Source organism: Cupriavidus sp. 05N39, from assembly GCF_056397325.1.
Genome location: NZ_JBFTNE010000010.1, coordinates 13360 through 30435, shown reverse-complemented (window position 1 = coordinate 30435; position 17076 = coordinate 13360). Strand labels below are relative to the sequence as shown.

Annotated in this window: 18 protein-coding genes; 7 read left to right on the top strand and 11 right to left on the bottom strand. The window is 67.7% G+C overall.

The features are described from left to right. Positions 1-166: 166 nt before the first annotated feature. The 6 genes from AC1DN0_RS06990 (at position 167) to AC1DN0_RS06965 (ending at position 7181) form a co-directional block, all read left to right on the top strand. Positions 167-643, top strand: a complete 477-nt coding sequence (locus AC1DN0_RS06990; RefSeq protein ID WP_276286661.1) for a Fur family transcriptional regulator — start codon at positions 167-169, stop codon at positions 641-643. A gap of 102 nt (positions 644-745) precedes the next feature. Beyond that, positions 746-1828 carry a CobW family GTP-binding protein gene (locus AC1DN0_RS06985; RefSeq protein ID WP_441635939.1) on the top strand — a complete coding sequence of 361 codons (1083 nt, stop codon included), beginning with the start codon at positions 746-748 and terminating at the stop codon, positions 1826-1828. 574 nt (positions 1829-2402) lie between these two features. Continuing rightward, positions 2403-2822, top strand: coding sequence for an RNA polymerase-binding protein DksA (gene dksA, locus AC1DN0_RS06980; RefSeq protein WP_035874393.1), 420 nt, complete (start codon positions 2403-2405; stop codon positions 2820-2822). Between the two features lie 252 nt (positions 2823-3074). Continuing rightward, on the top strand, positions 3075-4388 hold the full coding sequence (gene zigA, locus AC1DN0_RS06975) for a zinc metallochaperone GTPase ZigA (protein ID WP_441635935.1): 1314 nt from the start codon (positions 3075-3077) through the stop codon (positions 4386-4388). After that, positions 4378-4845, top strand: a complete 468-nt coding sequence (locus AC1DN0_RS06970; protein WP_441635933.1) for a hypothetical protein — start codon at positions 4378-4380, stop codon at positions 4843-4845. The genes zigA and AC1DN0_RS06970 overlap by 11 nt, the downstream gene beginning before the upstream one ends. Before the next feature lie 167 nt (positions 4846-5012). Next, entirely contained in the window at positions 5013-7181 is a 2169-nt protein-coding gene (locus AC1DN0_RS06965; protein WP_477103454.1) for a TonB-dependent receptor, read from the top strand. A 45-nt stretch (positions 7182-7226) separates the two neighbouring features. Here the strand turns inward: AC1DN0_RS06965 and AC1DN0_RS06960 are convergent, their stop codons facing one another. Together AC1DN0_RS06960 and AC1DN0_RS06955 are read right to left on the bottom strand one after the other, a co-directional pair. After that, positions 7227-7850, bottom strand: a complete 624-nt coding sequence (locus tag AC1DN0_RS06960) for a glutathione S-transferase family protein (RefSeq protein WP_441635929.1) — start codon at positions 7848-7850, stop codon at positions 7227-7229. 55 nt (positions 7851-7905) lie between these two features. Next, positions 7906-8148, bottom strand: coding sequence for a hypothetical protein (locus AC1DN0_RS06955; RefSeq protein ID WP_441635927.1), 243 nt, complete (start codon positions 8146-8148; stop codon positions 7906-7908). Between AC1DN0_RS06955 and AC1DN0_RS06950 the strand changes: the two genes are divergently transcribed. Beyond that, entirely contained in the window at positions 8138-9721 is a 1584-nt protein-coding gene (locus AC1DN0_RS06950; RefSeq protein WP_441635925.1) for an ABC transporter substrate-binding protein, read from the top strand. The genes AC1DN0_RS06955 and AC1DN0_RS06950 overlap by 11 nt on opposite strands. 67 nt (positions 9722-9788) lie before the next feature. On the opposite strand, the gene AC1DN0_RS06945 is transcribed toward AC1DN0_RS06950, so the two are convergent. From AC1DN0_RS06945 to bioB, 9 genes are all read right to left on the bottom strand, one after another. Further along, positions 9789-10361 (bottom strand): GNAT family N-acetyltransferase, encoded by a 573-nt coding sequence (locus AC1DN0_RS06945; protein WP_441635923.1) that lies wholly within the window; start codon positions 10359-10361, stop codon positions 9789-9791. A 97-nt stretch (positions 10362-10458) separates the two neighbouring features. Beyond that, positions 10459-11055, bottom strand: a complete 597-nt coding sequence (locus AC1DN0_RS06940) for a GatB/YqeY domain-containing protein (RefSeq protein WP_441635921.1) — start codon at positions 11053-11055, stop codon at positions 10459-10461. Positions 11056-11114: 59 nt separating this feature from the next. Further along, the gene (locus AC1DN0_RS06935; RefSeq protein WP_441635919.1) at positions 11115-12047 is read right to left on the bottom strand and encodes an MBL fold metallo-hydrolase; all 933 of its coding nucleotides are present in this window, start codon (positions 12045-12047) and stop codon (positions 11115-11117) included. Positions 12048-12074: 27 nt separating this feature from the next. Beyond that, positions 12075-12755, bottom strand: coding sequence for a 2-hydroxychromene-2-carboxylate isomerase (locus AC1DN0_RS06930; RefSeq protein ID WP_441635917.1), 681 nt, complete (start codon positions 12753-12755; stop codon positions 12075-12077). A gap of 54 nt (positions 12756-12809) precedes the next feature. Continuing rightward, positions 12810-13058, bottom strand: coding sequence for a DUF1289 domain-containing protein (locus AC1DN0_RS06925; protein WP_441635915.1), 249 nt, complete (start codon positions 13056-13058; stop codon positions 12810-12812). Positions 13059-13136: 78 nt separating this feature from the next. Beyond that, positions 13137-13658, bottom strand: coding sequence for a YbaK/EbsC family protein (locus tag AC1DN0_RS06920; protein ID WP_035874416.1), 522 nt, complete (start codon positions 13656-13658; stop codon positions 13137-13139). Between the two features lie 26 nt (positions 13659-13684). Further along, positions 13685-14620, bottom strand: coding sequence for a hydroxymethylglutaryl-CoA lyase (locus tag AC1DN0_RS06915; protein WP_477103453.1), 936 nt, complete (start codon positions 14618-14620; stop codon positions 13685-13687). 85 nt (positions 14621-14705) lie between these two features. Beyond that, positions 14706-15647, bottom strand: coding sequence for a 2-hydroxyacid dehydrogenase (locus AC1DN0_RS06910; RefSeq protein ID WP_441635911.1), 942 nt, complete (start codon positions 15645-15647; stop codon positions 14706-14708). A gap of 372 nt (positions 15648-16019) precedes the next feature. Then, positions 16020-17066: a biotin synthase BioB gene (gene bioB / locus AC1DN0_RS06905; protein ID WP_441635909.1), complete on the bottom strand. Its 1047-nt coding sequence runs from the start codon at positions 17064-17066 to the stop codon at positions 16020-16022. Between the last annotated feature and the right edge of the window lie 10 nt (positions 17067-17076).

The following is a 17076-nucleotide window of genomic DNA, read 5'->3' as shown; positions in this document are numbered from 1 at the left end:
TCGCGTGCCGCCTGCTGGCGATGATAGACGCAAAGCAGGCGGGCGGCGGCAAAGGCATCAAGCAGCACCGAGTTGACGCAACTGAATTGCATCACCTGGGACGCTATGGTTAAATCGGTCCATGAGCAGCAGCCCCTCCCCTACCCAGGACATGCCTTCCTCCGCCATGACACCCGCGCCGGGCACCCTGGACGCCGCCCACGAGCGCCTGCGCGAGCTGGGCGCCCGTGTGACCCAGCCGCGCCTTGGCATCCTGGCCTGCCTGATGGAAAGCCATGAGCCGCTGACCCACCAGGCCGTGATCGATCGCATGCCGGCCGACGGCGAAGCGATCGACCGCGTTACCGTCTACCGCGTGCTCGACTGGCTGGTCGAGCAGGGACTGGCCCAGAAGCGGGCCGGCCACGACCGCGTATTCCGCTTCAGCCTGGTCGAGCACGAGGCAGCCCGCGCGCAAGTGCACCGGCAGCACAGCCATTTCCACTGCAACCGCTGCGACCGCACCTTCTGCCTGGACGGCGTCAGCGCGCCGGCACAGGCCGCGCCCAAGGTGCCCAGCGGCTTTGCCGTGGAGCACGTGGAACTCACCGTCAACGGCGTTTGCGCCGAATGCGGCGCACGCACCCATGGCCGGCAAGGCTGAGCGAGGGGGCTGCTTGCCCGCCCCACACAAGAACGAAGTTATCCTGGCCACACTTGCCCGCGCAYACGACAGGCCAAGCGGCATCCCTTCCCGGAGAAAACAATGTCCAAACTGACCCCGGTCACCATCCTGACCGGCTTCCTCGGCAGCGGCAAGACCACCCTGCTCAAGCGCATCCTGAATGAGCAGCACGGCATGAAGATCGCCGTGATCGAAAACGAGTTCGGCGAAGAAAACATCGACAATGAGATCCTGGTGCAGGATGGCCGCGAGCAGATCGTGCAGATGAGCAACGGCTGCATCTGCTGCACCATCCGCGGCGACCTGGTGGCGGCGCTGTCGCAACTGATGACCCGGCGCGATGCGGGCGAGATCGATTTCGACCGGGTAGTGATCGAAACCACCGGCGTGGCCAACCCCGGCCCGGTGGCCCAGACGTTCTTCATGGACGACGAGATCGCCCAGCGCTACCTGCTCGACGCCGTGATCACCCTGGTGGACGCCAAGCACGCCAACCAGCAACTCGACAAACAGGAAGAGGCGCAGCGCCAGGTCGGCTTTGCCGACGCCATCTTCATCACCAAGGCGGACCTGGTGGCGGAAGACGACATCGGCGACCTGCGCCACCGCCTGCTGCACATGAACCCGCGCGCGCCCGTGCGCACGGCGCATTTCGGCGAAGCGCCGATCGACACCATTTTCGACCTGCGCGGCTTCAACCTGAACGAAAAACTGGAAATCGACCCGGATTTCCTGCGCGCCGAGGCCGAAGAGCACGATCACGACCATGGGCACGAGCACGCCCACGGCGAGCATTGCGGCGACAACTGCGGCCATGACCACCACGATCACGGCCACAAGCACGACCACCACCACCATCACCATCACACCGATCGCATCGGCTCTTTCGTCTTCCGTAGCGAAAAACCCTTCAACTACGGCAAGCTGGAGGAATTCCTGTCCGGCATCCTGTCGGTCTACGGGGAAAAACTGCTGCGCTACAAGGGCGTGCTCTATATGGACGCGGTGGACCGGAAAGTGGTCTTCCAGGGCGTGCACCAGTTGATGGGCAGCGATATCGGCGCCAAATGGGGCGATGAAACCCCCGGCACCAAAATGGTCTTCATTGGCGTGGACCTGCCCAAGGACGCCATCCTGAAGGGCCTGGCCACCTGCCTGGCCTGAGCCCGCCGGACCCCGCAGCCCGCCCTGGCGCCCCCCTCCACCGGAGGGAGGCGGGGATATCAGGGAAAACTCCCCGCTTTTCTCCCATATCTCCAAATTTTTTGTTCAAGTACAATAGGCTGGATTTAGTGCGGGTAACGTAGCCTTTTGTCTTTTGGTCATGGCGCCCGCAATGCAGGGCGGCGGTCGTCGTCAGCATGAGGCGGGCTGCCGGCAGGTGCGGTCGCAGTGCTTGATGCGGAGACCGCCCTCCGCTTGGGGCACCCGTCACGCGCCGTCATCGATCGACGCGAGAGAGAGGTGTCCCATGGTAGCCGCAACGAAAACGAAAGAAAGCCGCAGCAAAAGCAGCAGCGCTGCGGCCGAGACGCTGAAGGCGCAGTCCATGGAGGCTGCGCCTGCTCCCCGCGGCAGTACGGCGCACGCCGGTGCGGGCGAGGCCAAGGGAGGCACGCAAAGCAGCAAGACTGCAGCCAGCCAGAGCGAAACGTCCGCACCGCGCAAGCGGCCGGACACTGCACCCGAGCGGACCAAGACGCCGCCGGTCGCACCAACAAGAGAATCAGCAGCAACCATGAGCAGCAATAAACTTCTGACTGAAGCTGAAATCCTGAAGATGGGCGACAAGGATTACATGAACGAGGCGCAACTCGCCTTCTTCAAACATCGCCTTGAGCAGCTGCGCGACGATATCCTGAAGAACGCCGATCAGACCACCGAGCATCTGCGCGAAACGGTCATCGTGCCGGATCCGGCCGACCGCGCCACCATCGAGGAAGAGCATGCGCTGGAACTGCGCACGCGCGACCGCGAGCGCAAGTTGCTCAAGAAGGTGGAGCAATCGCTGGCCCGCATCGAATCCGGCGACTACGGCTGGTGCGAGGAAACCGGCGAGCCGATCGGCGTGCCACGCCTGCTGGCGCGCCCCACCGCCACGCTCTCGCTGGAAGCCCAGCAGCGCCGCGAACTGCGCCAGAAGCTGTTCGGCGACTGATCCGCGGCCTGCCCGCGCTGCCCGACGGCCCGGTTCTCCGGGCCGTTTTGCTTGGGCACATGCCACTGGCCGGGCACGGCGCCCTTTCGTCTTTCGCCTTTGTGGTGTCACAGTCACGGGCCTATCATTAGGAACGGCGGGATTCTTGCGGCCAACGCGCCTTGAATTGCCTGCTTTCCCGACCGCTTTCTGATACAGTCGCAACTTTGTTGCAATAACGCGTGCCGCCCTGCCCCGGCGCGCCTAGATGCCATGGCCGATCGCCTGCCCGTCACCGTGCTGTCCGGATTCCTCGGTGCCGGCAAGACTACCCTGCTCAATCATGTACTGGCCAACCGCGAAGGCAAGCGGGTGGCCGTGATCGTCAACGACCTGGCCGATGTCAACATCGATGCCCGGCTGCTTGGCGACGGCATGCTGGCGCAGGCCGGCGAGCGCCTGATCGAACTGACCAACGGCTGCATCTGCTGCACGCTGCGCGAGGACTTGCTGACCGAGATCGGCAACCTGGCGCGCGAGGGCCGCTTCGATTACCTGCTGGTGGAGTCGACGGGCGTGGCCGAGCCGCTGCCCATCGCCGAAACCTTCACCTTCGAGGACGAGCACGGCGTGGCGCTGGACAGCATCGCCCGCCTCGACACCATGGTGACGGTGGTCGATGCCGCCCACTTCCTGCAGGATTTCAACGAAGCCGATTTTCTCCAGGACCGTGGCCAGGCCCGCGACGAGGACGACGACCGCACGGTGGTCGACCTGCTGATCGAGCAGGTCGAGTTCTGCGACGTGATCGTGCTCAACAAGCTCGACCTCGTCAGCGAGACCGAGCGCGAGCGCCTCGCCGGCATCCTGCATTCGCTCAACCCGCGCGCCAGCATCGTACCGGCGAGCTTCGGCGAAGTGCCGCTGGACAGCATTCTCGACACTGGCCGCTTCGACTTCGATGCCGCCGCCGCGGCACCGGGCTGGCTGGCCGAACTGCGCGGCGAGCACGTGCCGGAGAGCGAAGCCTACGGCATCGGCAGCTTTGTCTACCGCCGCCGCCGCCCCTTCCATCCGCAGCGCTTTGCCGACCTGATCCATACCGAGTGGCTGCGCGAGCATGGCACAGTGCTGCGCTCCAAGGGCTTCTTCTGGCTGGCCACGCGCATGCACGCGGCCGGCACCTGGGGCCAGGCCGGCGGCGTATGCCGCCACGGCGGCGCCGGCGCCTGGTGGGCCGCGCTGGACCCGGCCGAATGGCCGGAGGACGAAGCAGGCCGCGCCGAACTGCTAGCCGACATGACGGTGGACGGCAAACCCGGCCCTTATGGCGATCGCCGGCAGGAACTGGTGCTGATCGGCCAGGATCTGGACCGCCCCGCGCTCGAGGCCCTGCTCGATGCCTGCCTGCTGACCGATGCCGAAATGGCGGACGGCCCCGACGCCTGGGCGCAGTATGCCGACCCGTTCCCGAGCTGGGATGACGGCCTGGAGGGCGAGGGCGACGATCACGAGCATGGTGAGGACTGCGGTTGCGATGACCACGGTCATCACCACATGCACGTTCACGGCGGGCATGGACACTAACCCCCCGCCGCTCTGGCAACGCCTGCAGCGCCGCCGCGCCCGCGGCCTCGGCCTGTGGCCGGCGCTATGGCTGGCGCTGTGCCTCTTGCTGGCCCAGCATGCCGGCCTGACGCACCGCATCCATCACGGCGGGCTGCTCAGCCCGCCACAGCAGGCGAACACCAGTAACGGCGAGTTTGACGCTGGCCACGACGGAGCCGCCGTCACGGCCTCCGGCACCGACGCGATCCAGGCCGCCGACCCCGGCCAGCCCTTCTCGCTGAAGCTGGCGGGGCACTTCTGCGTCTTGTTCGATGGCGCCACAGTGGCCGCCAGCCATTGCGGCACGCCGGTCATGCCGGCGCTCACGCACCTGCAATCGCCGGTTCCGTTCAGCGTCGGCTGGCGCCGGCCTGACCTGCGGCATCCCCAGCCTTTCCGCTCGCGCGCACCTCCGGCCGTTCACGCTCAAGCCTGAACCCCGGGCGGCGGCCACCCTGCCGCTGCTCGCCGCCTGACGCAACGCGCCACGCTTCCGAACCGCCCTGCCCGCCGCCGCCCAGCGCATTTCGCGCCGGGCGGTGCATGGCCGGCGCTCGCATGCCAGCGCCCAGCGTTCGATAGCATCCAAGAACACCGCGAGCCATGTCTTTCCGCCTCCAACAAGAACACCGCGTGCGGCGCACGCCGCTCGCCGCCATTGCGGCCCTGATCGCCTCCGCCTCCGTTTCCACCGGCGCCTTCGCGCAAGGCGCTCCCGCCGCTCCGGCACCTGCCGCCGCCCCCGCCAGCGAGGCAACGCCGGCGCCCTCGGCCACCCTGCGCGAGGTGGTCGTCACCGCCAACCCGCTGGGCAGCGAGCTCACCGACCTGGTGGCGCCGGTCTCCTCCCTCGGCGGCGATGCCCTCACCGTGCGCCAGGGCAGCACGCTGGGCGACACCCTGGACAAGCTGCCGGGCGTGTCCTCCAGCTACTTCGGCCCCAATGCCAGCCGCCCGATCATTCGTGGCCTGGACGGCGACCGCATCAAGGTGCTGCAGAACGGCGGCAGCACCATCGACGCTTCCACGCTGTCCAACGACCACGCCGTGGCGCTCGACCCGCTGGTGGCCGAGCGCATCGAGGTGGTGCGCGGCCCGGCCGCGCTGATGTACGGCGGCAACGCCATCGGCGGCGTGGTCAACGTCATCGACAACCGCATTCCCAAGGAGCCGATCGAGGGCATCGGCGGCGCGGTCGAAGCCAGCGCCACCGCCGGCGGCGACGTCGCGCGCAACTCCAGTGGCCTGATCGAGGCCGGCAACGGCCAGATCGCCATCCACGCCGATGCCTTCGTGCGCAAGACCAGCGACCTGCACATTCCCGGCTACGCCCGCAGCGCCGCCCTGCGCAACAGCCAGCCGCTTCCGGACGGCGAAAGCGAAGCCTACGGCCGCCTGCCCAACACCAGTTCGCAGCAGCAAGGCGGCTCGCTGGGCGGCTCCTACACCTGGGCCGACGGCTTCGTCGGCGCCAACTACAGCGAGTACCACAACGCATACGGCACGCCGGCCGAGAGCGACGTACGCCTCCAGATGCACCAGCAACGTTTCGCGCTGGAGGGCGAGGCTCGCAACCTGACGGCCAATACCGGCGGCTTTATCGAATCGGTCAAGGGCAAGTTCAGCTATACCGACTACGAGCACAAGGAAATCGAGGGGGGCCAGACCGGCACCATCTTCAAGAACAATGGCTGGGATGCGCGCTTCGAGGCCAAGCACGCGCGTATCGGCAACATGACGGGCGTGATCGGCACCCAGTTCGGTTCGACCCGCTTCTCGGCGCTCGGCGAGGAGGCCTTCGTGCCGACCACCGATACCGACAATGCCGCGCTGTTCGTCTTCGAGGAAATGCCGCTGACCGCCGACGGCGACCTCAAGCTCAACCTGGGCGGCCGCATGGACCACACCAGCCTGAAGTCTTACGCCAACGGCAACGACCGCTTCGCCGACGCCAGCCGCAGCTTCAACGCCGGCAGCGCCTCGGCCGGCCTGCTCTACAAGCTGGCGCCGGCCTGGTCGCTGACCAGCAATCTGGCCTACACGGAGCGCGCTCCCACCTTCTACGAGCTGTACGCCAATGGCCCCCACCTGGCCACCGGCTCATGGGAGCAAGGCGACCCCAACGCCGCCAAGGAGCGCGCCACCTCGCTGGACCTGGGCGTGCGCTTCAAGTCCGGTCCGCACAGCGCCGGCATCTCCGGCTACTACAGCCGGTTCTCGAACTACCTGGCACTCACCAACACCGGCACGGCACGCGACGCGGAAGGCGATTTCGTGACCCCAGGCAGCGCCGGCGCGCTGCCTGTGATGCAGTACATGGGCGTGCCGGCCACGATGTATGGCTTCGAGGCCGAAGGCAAGGCGCGCGTGGCGCAGAAGCTGCTGACCGGCAGCGACACCCTCGACCTGGAAACCCGCGCCGATTACGTGCGCGGCGAGAACCGCAGCACCGGCCAGCCGCTGCCGCGGCTGGCGCCGCTGCGCCTGGGCGGCTCCCTGGTCTATGGCGCCGGCCCCTGGGGCGCGCGCGCCGACGTGACCTACGCGGCCCGGCAAACCCGTGTGCCGGCCAATGACACGCCCACCGATGCCTACACCCTGCTCGGCGTGTCCATCACCTACAAGTTCAAGGTGGCGGGCTCCCAGACCCTGGTCTACCTGCGCGGCGATAACCTGACCAACCAGGATGCGCGCATGGCCACCTCGATCCTGCGCGACATTGCGCCGCTGCCGGGGCGTAGCGTCAAGCTGGGCGTGCGCACGACGTTCTGAGCACGGCCCGGGGCGCGAACGGGGGTGCAGCCCCCGCTCCGGGCCTCAGGCAATCCCGTTGCGGCCGTGCCGCGCGAATCCTTCGCGCGCGCCGAGCCGCTCGAAGTAGGCCGCCACCGCGGGGAAGGCGGGGTGCGCCAGCGGCGTGGCATACCAGCGGTTCACCGACAAGCCGATCGGGATGTCCGCGAGCGTGAAGCGCTCGCCGGCGACATAGGCGCCGGTGTCTGCAAGCTGCCGCTCCAGGATGCCGATATGCCTTGACCAACTGGCGACGGAGACGGCGATCTCCCGCTCGTCCCGGTGCAACGGCGATTGCCGAACCAGCGCCATGAAAGCGTAGCGCCACGCATTGTTCAGCTCCGTCGCCTGCCAGTCCATCCATTGATCCACCCGGGCGCGCTCCCGCGCGGTGCCTGGGTAAAGGGTGCCATCGCCGTAGCGCGACGCCAGGTAGCGGATGATGGAGTTCGACTCCCACAGCACGAAGCCATCGTCGTCGATCACCGGCACCATGGCGTTCGGATTCAGCACGAGGAATTCCGCGCTATCCGTCGCGCGATAGCCTGAACCCCAGTCCTCGCGCACGAACGGCAAGCCGAGTTCGTCGCAGCACCAGAGCACTTTGCGGACATTGATGGAGGAGGCTTTTCCGAGAATTTTCAGCATGGATGGRCGGCGCCGCTGGCGGAGTGGATGCGGCGTCCACTATACGGCGCGACTGTCAGGCCGCACAGGAACAGTTGCGCTGTTTCACGGCGAGCCACTCCGCCCGTTCGTGCCACACAGCAGGGAAAACACGCGGCAAAACGGCACGCCGGCTGTGCATGGCCGCATCGTGCCGGTGCATCCGGCGCTGCGGGTCTGCCCGCCTTGACATGGATGTCTGCGACTCCCGACAATCCCTGCACAGCATCTTGCGCATCTTGCGCATCACGCCGACCAGGGACTCATCGATGACCATCATCCGCCGCGCCCTCGGCGCCGCAGCGCTTGCCACGAGCCTTGCCTGCGCCGCCCTCTCCCCGACCGTTTTTGCCGCGGGCCTCACCATCGGCCTGTCCGGGGACATCACCTCGCTGGATCCGCATTATCACAACGTCACGCCCAACGCGAACGTGGCCGAGCATATGTTCGAAGCCCTGATTGCCAAGGACGAGAAGATGCGCTTCAAGCCGGCGCTGGCGCTATCGTGGAAGCCGGTCGACGACACCACCTGGGAGATCAAGCTGCGCCCCGGCGTGAAGTTCCACGACGGCAGCGAGTTCACCTCGGCCGATGTGGTCTACTCGCTGAACCGCCCCGCCACGGTCAAGAACAGCCCCTCGCCATACACCATCTACACCAAGGGCTTCAAGGACATCGTCGCGGTCGACAAGCTGACCGTGCGCATCACCACCCACGGCCCCTACCCGCTGGTGCCCAATGACCTGTCCACCATCTACATGGTGTCGAAGAAGGTCGCCGAGAACGCCACCAGCGAAGACTTCAACAGCGGCCGCGCGATGGTGGGCACCGGCCCCTACAAGTTCGCCAGCTTCCGCAAGGGCGACCGCGTGGAACTGACCCGCAACGAAGCCTACTGGGGCAACAAGCCGGAGTGGGACACGGTCTCGCTGCGCATCCTCACCAACGATGCGCCGCGCGTCGCAGCATTGCTTGCCGGCGACGTGCAGGTCATCGAGAACGTGCCCACGTCGGATATCCGCAAGCTCTCGGCCGATCCCGGCGTGAGCGTGTTCAAGGTGTCCACCTTCCGCATGATGTACCTGCACCTCGACACCAATCGCGATGTCACCCCCTTCGTCACCGACAAGGCCGGCAAGCCGCTGGCGAAGAACCCGCTGAAAGACCCGCGCGTACGCGCCGCGATCTCGCACGCCATCTCCCGCCAGGCCATCGTCGACCGCGTGATGGAAGGCGCCGCCGAACCCACTGGCCAGCTGGTCAACGCCACGCTCTTCGGCTATGTGCCGGGCCTCAGGCCCGATACCTTCGATGCGGCTGGCGCCAGGAAGCTGCTGGCCGAAGCCGGCTACCCGGACGGCTTCCAGCTCACGCTGCATGCGCCCAACAACCGCTACGTCAACGACGAACAGGTCGCGCAGGCCATCGCCTCCATGCTGTCGCGCATCGGCATCCAGGCAAAGGTGGAGGCCATGCCGTCCGCCACCTTCTTCACGCGCGCCAACAAGCTGGAGTTTTCCTTCTTGCTGGCCGGATGGGGTGCGGATACCGGTGAAGCGGGATCGTCGCTGAAGTCGCTGCTGGCAACCTATGACCCGGCCAAGGGCTGGGGCGCATCCAACCGCGGGCGCTACAGCAACCCGGCGCTGGACGCCAAGCTGACCACCGCGCTGACCACTATCGACGATCGTGCCCGCGAGAAGCTGCTGCAGGAGGCCACGGAAATCGGGATCAAGGACTATGGCGTGATTCCGCTCTATTTCCAGATCAATGTCTGGGCGGCGAAGAAGGGATACAAGGTAACGCCGCGGCAGGATGAGCGCACCTACGCGTTTGCCATCACCAAGGGTTGACGGGCGCAAGCTGTCGAGCTGGCCGATCTCGTATTCGATGGCCTGGCACAGACAGCTTCCCTTCGTTTCATGTCTCCTTGCCCGCGGCCGGGCCGGCATTGCGGTACCACGGCGGCACCAGCGAATACATCGCCGCCGCGCACGGCACGCCGTGCAGCACCAGCCGGTTGCGCGCGATGCATTCGAACTGCGCGCCGATCCTCCCGGCCACGGCGCGGCTGGCCACGTTGTGCTCCGCGGCGACCACCTCCAGCCGCGTCAGCCCGAGCCGGTGGAATCCATAGCAGGCCATCAGTTCCGCCGCGCGCGCGCCCAGTCCCTGCCGCTGCCGGCTCTGGCGGATCCAGTAGCCCAGGTTGGCGAAGTTGTAGTCCCGGTTGATCTGGTTGATGGAGACGCCCCCGTACAACTCCCTGCCGTCCGGCGCGAACACGCCGACATCGTAGGCCTCGCCGATGCCCATGTTCTCGGTGCACATGTCGACCCAGTTCTCCGCATCGCGCACGGTGTAGCCCGCGTGGCACCACGGCAGCCACTTGCCCACCGTGTCGAGCGATTCGTGCACGGCCGCCACGAACTGCGGCACGTCGGTATAGCGAAAGGGACGAAGCAGAAAGCCTTGGCCGTGGAGGGATTGCATGATGCGTCCTTGCGACTAGGTCAGCGGAGGAGTTGCCGGCACCCACTCCCGGCGGTGCATCGGGCGCTCCCTGCCAGTCAGTGTAGCAACCCGCCGCTCATCGCGCCTTCCTGGCTTCGGCGATCAGCAACCGGGCCTGCACGCGCGCATGCAGCAGTGCCATGTCGGCATGGCGCAGTCGGGGGTTGCGGCTGAGTGCGGCCATCACCTTGCCGGACTGATGCGCGGTAGCGATGCCGGCTTCGGCAGCGGTGTTGTCGATCAATGCATCGAGCTCCGGCTCCGACAGCGGATGGGCAATGTGGGCGGCCAGGCTTAGCGCGGTGTCGTCGAAGCGGGCGCCGTCGTCGAAATGAATCCAGCCTTCAAGCGTCACGGGCAGGCCGTGCGGGTCGAGCTCGCCGAAGCGCAGCTCGCTGACGTCGACCGCGTGATGGCGGCCGTCGACGTAGATCGAGCCGTCGATATAGCCGGGCTCCGGGTTGAGCGGGAACAGCAGGCGCCGGCCTGCCAGTCCTTCCAGGCTTTGCGAGGGCAGGCTCACGCCATCGAGACGGATCGCGGTACGCACCGGCGCGCCGCCGAGCACGAAGGGCGCCAGTTCGATCTGCAGGTCGGCGCCGTGCGCGTGGATGGCCGAGGGCAGGAGATGCGCGACCAGCGGCTGGAGCAATGCGACGGGAAAGGCAGGCATGGGCGACTTCCTCGCAAGGGATCGGGGCAGGCGCAAGCGCCAGGGCGGGGYGCCGCCGCTCAGTCCCGGTTGTACACCTCGCCGTCTGCCAGCGCCAGCGCGCCCGCTGCGGCGAGGGATTCCAGCACCCGGTCCAGGACCTGCGCCATGTCCTGCCCGGCCATGAAGCGCGCGTGAATGCGCTGCATCAGGGGCGCCTGCGCCATCCACGCCAGCAGCGTGTCGCGCGGCATGCGCTGCTGCTCCAGCAGCTTGAACTTCACCAGCACCTTGACCGCGTGCGCGGCGTTGCGCCCGGCATCGCCGCTCAGGTAGGCCAGGCGCCCGCCGGCAACGTCGAGCGCGGCGGCGACGTTCGTGAACGGCCGCCCGTGGCCGGGAATCACCACGCGCACATCCAGCCCGGCGATGCGCTCCAGCACGGCCGCCTGCTCGGCGAAACCGCTCTCGCCGTCGAGTTCCGGGAAGATCACGCCGAAGCCGCTCTCCCACAGCGCATCGCCCGAAATCAGGATGCCTTCCTGCGGCGCGAACAACATCACCGCATGGGGATCGTGGCCGGGCGCCGCCACCACCTGCCAGTCCATCCCGCCCAGGCGCAACACATCGCCGTCCTGCACCACGCCGTCGAAGCCGAAGCGGTCGCACTGCTGGCCGGTGGCGCTGTAGCTGAGGGCGTCCACATCCCACGCGCGCACCGCCCCGGCCTCCGCGGCGGGGATCAGCGTGCGCGGTTGCCAGCGGACCTGCAGCGCGGCATTGCCGCCGCAATGGTCGGAGTGCAGATGCGTGTTCACGAGGCGCCGCAGCGGCCGCCCCCGCAGGCCGGCCTCGACCAGCGCCAGCGTCTGCGGCGCATGCGTGACATAGCCCGAATCGACCAGCGCGGTGTCGTCGCCGTCCACAAAGAGGATGTTGTTGGCCGACAGCCAGCCGCGCTCGAAGACGCGCATGGTGGATGGCAGGGTGGGAGGCGCGAAGGTGGCTGGCATCGGGCTATCGGTTAGTCAGGGCTAATATCAGCGGCCGGCGGCCGGGGTGGGCGCATCGGCGCGCCCCGTTCCCACCGGCAAGTCGGCGGCGGCACGGAACGCGCCGGAGGCAAAGAAGGGGTCATGGTTCAGCCGTGCAGCCAGCATGTCGAGCGCATCGAGGCCCCAGAACAACTGGCCCTGGGCGTCGCCCTGCAGCACGGCGGTGGGCACGCCGAACACGCCGCGCGCCACGGCTTCGTCCCCGTGTTCGCGCAGGCGCGCCTTGACCGCGTCCCGCGCCAGCGCAGCGGCGGGTACGCCAAGCAGGGCGCACAGCGCGTCGAATTCCGCCTGCTGCTGCGGCACATGGCCTTGCTGCCAGACAAAGCGGAAGACCGGCGCCAGGGTGGCGTGCGTTAGCCGGCCCTCGAGTTCCAGCGCTACCGCCAGGCGCAACAAGGGCAACGGATTGAAAGGATGCACCGCAGGCATGGCGAGCCGGATGCCGTCGCGGTGCGCGATCCATGCCACATGTTCGAAGGTGAAGCGGCGCTTGGGCGCGATCTCGGCCGGGCCGACATTGCCCCAATGGCGCAGCAGCCCGGCAAACAGCAGCGGCACGTAGCGTACCGTGGCATGGGCCGGCAAGGCCCGGGGCAGCCGCTCGAACGCGAGGTAGGCGAACGGCGAGATCGGGTCGAAATACCAGTCGATGGCGTTTGTCATGGCCGGATCACTCCGTGGTGTTGGGGTGGACACGCATGGCAGCCGCCGGCGCAGTCAAGGCGCCGCCCGTGCGGCGAGTTGCGCGGCGCGCGGCGGCAACAGCAGCCAGATCCTGCGCCGCTCGGCCTCGTCGCTGCCGGACCATGCGGCAATCTCGCCGATGGTGCGCAGGCAGCCTTCGCAGTAGCCGCTGGCGGCATCCATGCGGCATACATTGCGGCAAGGCGACGGTACGGGCTGCGCGCGCTGCGCGGCTTGCGCGCCGCGCGTGAGTTCGGCGGCCAGGCGGGTGGCTTGCGACATCGGATCAGTCCCTGCCAGCCATGGGCGCCTGTGCGGCGGCGGTCGCGGCGCGGGCGATGCCGGGTGCGAGTGGCGGCTTCATGCGGAATCGCGCTGCGCCACATCGGCCACTTCGGCCCCGGTCATGCGCTGCAGCTCTTGCGGCGTGAGGTTGAACACCGCGTGCGGATGGCCGGCGGCGGCCCACAGGCTGTCGTAGCGGAACAGGTCGCTGTCGAGCAGCATCACCGGCGCCACCGCGTGGCCGATCGGGCAGACGCCGCCGATGGCGTAGCCGGTCTTCTCGCGCACGAACCTGGCGTCGGCCTTGCCGAGCTGGCCCACCACGGCGGCCACCTTGGCTTCGTCGACGCGGTTGCTGCCGCTGGCGATCACCAGCACCGGCGCGTCGTCCGCCACGCGGCGAAAGATGATGGATTTGGCGATCTCGGCCACCGAGCAGCCGAGCCCGGCCGCGGCCTCGGCCGAGGTCTTGCCGGTGGCGGGCAGCATGACCACCGGCTTGTCGTGGCCGAGGCCGGCCAGCAGGCCGGCGACGCGCTGCGCGGCTTCGGGCAACGCTGCCGTGTCCCCGGCGTTGTCAGGAGTGCGAATGTTCATGTCGGTAGGGTGCGAATGGCAATGCCTTACACGCAGGCGGGCGCGGCGTCGGCACCGGCGCCCCACTTCGTCAGCAGCGCGCGTCCGACGCGCGAGCTGTTGGCGCGGCCGATCGACTGCGAGATGAAGTCGCCCGCCCGCACCACCTGCTCCAGGTCCACGCCGGTGTGGATGCCCATGCCGTGCAGCATGTACAGCACGTCTTCCGTGGCGACATTGCCGGTGGCGCCCTTGGCATAAGGGCAGCCGCCGAGACCGGCCACCGACGCGTGGAAGATCGAGATGCCGACCTGCAGGCTGGCCAGGATATTGGATAGCGCCTGGCCATAGGTATCGTGGAAATGGCCGGAGAGGCGGTCGATGGGGAATTCGGCGGCCACCGCGTGCATCACCTCCTGCACCCGGCCCGGCGTGCCCACGCCAATGGTGTCGGCGATGTCGATCTCGTCGCAGCCGAGATCGCGCATGCGGCGCACCACATCCACCACCGCGTGCACCGGCACTTCGCCCTGGTAGGGGCAGCCCAGCGCGCAGGAGACGCTGGCGCGCAGTCGCAAGCCTTTCTCCTTGGCGGCGGCGGCCACCGGCTCGAAGCGCGCGATGGATTCTGCGATCGAGCAATTGATGTTCTTTTGCGAGAAGGCCTCGCTGGCGGCGCCGAAGATCACGACCTCATCGGCGGACGCGGCCACCGCGCCTTCGAATCCCTTCATATTGGGCGTGAGCACCGAGTACAAGGTGCCGGGCCGGCGCTGGATGCGCGCCATCACATCGGCGCCGTCGGCCATCTGCGGCACCCATTTGGGCGAGACGAAGGAAGCGGCTTCGATATTGACGAAGCCGGCATCGCTCAGGCGGTTGATCAGCTCGACCTTGACCTCGGTCGGCACCATGGCTTTTTCGTTCTGCAGGCCGTCGCGCGGACCGACTTCGACGACTTTCACATAGTGGGGCAGGTTCACGATGTCTCCTCGTTTCGGATAGCCGCGCAGGCGCGGCGTATCCGGTGCATGGCACCGGGGCGCTCCGCCCCGGTGCCCGGTTCGTTCAATAGCCGCGTTGCAGGTCGACCACGCCGGCGATCGGCTGGCCCGCGCGCAGCGCGCGGATCTTGCCCGCGATCTGTTCAATGCTGTCTTCGCGCAAGGTCAGCGCCGCAATATGCGGYGTGATGGTGATGCGCGGCTCGGACCAGAAGGGATGGTCGGCAGGCAGCGGCTCGGTGCGGAACACGTCGAGCATGGCACCGGCAACCTGGCCGGATTGCACCGCGGCCAGCAGGTCTTCCTCGACCAGGTGCGGCCCGCGCGCCACGTTGACCAGGTAGGCGCCCTTGGCGAGCTTGCCCAGCAGTCCGGCATCCAGGATGTTCTCGGTTTCCGGCGTCAGCGGCAAGACATTGACCAGCACGCGCAGCCCGTCCAGGAAGCCGGCCTGGCCAGCCTCGCCGGCAAAGCCCTGCACGCCTTCGACTTCGCGCGCCGTGCGGCTCCAGCCACGCACCGGGAAACCGAATCCGGCCAGCGACTTGGCGATCTGCGCGCCCAGCGTGCCTACGCCCATCACGCCGATGGTGAAATCGGCGCGGCGGTGCGGCTTGAGAAAACGCCAGGTACCGGCCTGCTGGGCCAGCGCGTATTCGTCCAGGCGGCGGAAGTAGCGCAGTACCGCGTGCGTCACGTAGTCGATCATCTGGGCGGCCATGCCGGCATCGTCCAGGCGCACGATGGGCACGCCGGCCGGCAGTGCGTTCGCGTCGGTGTCGCGCAGGCTCAGGATGCCATCCACGCCGGCGCCGAGATTGAAGACCGCTTTCAGGTCGGTACGCCCGCGCAGCATCTCCAGCGGCGGCCGCCAGACCACGGCGTAGTCCACCTGCTCATTCTTGCTGTCTTCCCAGGTCAGGCATTGCGCCTCGGGCAGGGCTTCGGCAAAACTGTCGATCCAGGGCTGGTAACGGCCGTCCGGTACATACAACTGCAACTTCATCTCATCTCCACTCTGGTTTTGTTTCTATTTTCGCAGAGGATGGGCGTTGCCTGCGGTTTTCTTGCGGCAGGCGCGCCCTGGAGGCGGCGGCCCGGCCGTTTCCGGCCCGGAAGGACAGCAACCGCGCGCCTTAACCGGCGTCTGCCAGCGGGCCGGTCCAGACAGGTGCCACGTGACGCTGGCCGCTGAACACATGAAAGGTATCACCTTCCGCATGGCCCTGCCCGCAGTGCAGGGCACTTGCCGGGATCGACACGGATGTCGCCGGCGGCGCACCGCACCCCCGAAAGGCGCGGTGCCGGGATCCGCAGTGCGGAACGCCTGCGATGTCACCAACCGGGCGCAGGCAAAGCGGTCACGGGGCCGGCCGGCTTACCCGGCGTAGCCCTCGGTGCGGATATCCAGCCGGGACAGCAGGGCGCGATCGCGGTCGGCCTGGGGATTGGCGGTGGTCAGCAGCCGGTCGCCGTAGAAGATGGAATTGGCGCCGGCCATGAAACACAGCGCCTGCAGCGCATCGTCCATGGTCTCGCGGCCGGCGGACAGGCGCACCATGGCGCGCGGCATGGTGATGCGCGCCACCGAGATGGTGCGGACAAATTCGAACGGGTCGATCGGCGCCGTGTCGGCCAGCGGCGTGCCCTTGACAGCCACCAGGTTGTTGATAGGCACCGACTCGGGGTACGGGTCGAGGTTGGCGAGCTGCGCGATCAGCCCGGCGCGCGCCTCGCGCGATTCGCCCATGCCGACGATGCCGCCGCAGCATACGTTGATGCCAGCCTCGCGCACATGGCCGATGGTGTCCAGGCGGTCCTGGTAGGTGCGGGTGCCGATGATCTCGCCGTAGAACTCGGGCGAGGTATCGAGGTTGTGGTTGTAGTAGTCCAGCCCGGCGTCCTTCAGGCGCTGGGCCTGCTCGGCCTCCAGCATGCCGAGCGTGACGCAGGTCTCCAGGCCCATGGCCTTGACCTCCTTCACCATCTCGATCACCGGCTCCAGGTGACGGTCCTTGGGGCTGCGCCAGGCGGCGCCCATGCAGAAGCGGCCTGCGCCGCTGGCCTTGGCGGCGCGCGCGGCTTCCAGCACATCGTCCAGTGCCATCAGCTTGCCGGCCGTGACGCCGGCATCGTGGTGCGCGCTCTGCGGGCAGTAGCCGCAATCCTCTTCGCAGCCACCGGTCTTGATCGACAGCAGCGTGGAGAGTTGCACGGCATTGGCGTCGAAATGCTCGCGGTGCACCTGCTGGGCGCGGAACAGCAGGTCGTTGAACGGCAGCGCGTACAGCGCGGCAACTTCGGCCACGGTCCAGTCTCCGGGCCTGGCCGCGGGCGCGGTCTCGGTGAAGCGGCGGGCTGTCTGGCGCAGGGTGTCGGCGGAAATGGTGGCTACGGTGTCGGTTGCGAGGGAAGTGGTGGTCATGATTGTTATC

Excerpts from the sequence above, each read along its gene's own strand:
- AC1DN0_RS06990 (WP_276286661.1), top strand. The coding sequence starts at position 167 with ATGACACCCGCGCCGGGCACCCTGGACGCCGCCCACGAGCGCCTGCGC.
- AC1DN0_RS06985 (WP_441635939.1), top strand. The coding sequence starts at position 746 with ATGTCCAAACTGACCCCGGTCACCATCCTGACCGGCTTCCTCGGCAGC.
- dksA (WP_035874393.1), top strand. The coding sequence starts at position 2,403 with ATGAGCAGCAATAAACTTCTGACTGAAGCTGAAATCCTGAAGATGGGC.
- zigA (WP_441635935.1), top strand. The coding sequence starts at position 3,075 with ATGGCCGATCGCCTGCCCGTCACCGTGCTGTCCGGATTCCTCGGTGCC.
- AC1DN0_RS06970 (WP_441635933.1), top strand. The coding sequence starts at position 4,378 with ATGGACACTAACCCCCCGCCGCTCTGGCAACGCCTGCAGCGCCGCCGC.
- AC1DN0_RS06965 (WP_477103454.1), top strand. The coding sequence starts at position 5,013 with ATGTCTTTCCGCCTCCAACAAGAACACCGCGTGCGGCGCACGCCGCTC.
- AC1DN0_RS06960 (WP_441635929.1), bottom strand. The coding sequence starts at position 7,850 with ATGCTGAAAATTCTCGGAAAAGCCTCCTCCATCAATGTCCGCAAAGTG.
- AC1DN0_RS06950 (WP_441635925.1), top strand. The coding sequence starts at position 8,138 with ATGACCATCATCCGCCGCGCCCTCGGCGCCGCAGCGCTTGCCACGAGC.
- AC1DN0_RS06955 (WP_441635927.1), bottom strand. The coding sequence starts at position 8,148 with ATGATGGTCATCGATGAGTCCCTGGTCGGCGTGATGCGCAAGATGCGC.
- AC1DN0_RS06945 (WP_441635923.1), bottom strand. The coding sequence starts at position 10,361 with ATGCAATCCCTCCACGGCCAAGGCTTTCTGCTTCGTCCCTTTCGCTAT.
- AC1DN0_RS06940 (WP_441635921.1), bottom strand. The coding sequence starts at position 11,055 with ATGCCTGCCTTTCCCGTCGCATTGCTCCAGCCGCTGGTCGCGCATCTC.
- AC1DN0_RS06935 (WP_441635919.1), bottom strand. The coding sequence starts at position 12,047 with ATGCCAGCCACCTTCGCGCCTCCCACCCTGCCATCCACCATGCGCGTC.
- AC1DN0_RS06930 (WP_441635917.1), bottom strand. The coding sequence starts at position 12,755 with ATGACAAACGCCATCGACTGGTATTTCGACCCGATCTCGCCGTTCGCC.
- AC1DN0_RS06925 (WP_441635915.1), bottom strand. The coding sequence starts at position 13,058 with ATGTCGCAAGCCACCCGCCTGGCCGCCGAACTCACGCGCGGCGCGCAA.
- AC1DN0_RS06920 (WP_035874416.1), bottom strand. The coding sequence starts at position 13,658 with ATGAACATTCGCACTCCTGACAACGCCGGGGACACGGCAGCGTTGCCC.
- bioB (WP_441635909.1), bottom strand. The coding sequence starts at position 17,066 with ATGACCACCACTTCCCTCGCAACCGACACCGTAGCCACCATTTCCGCC.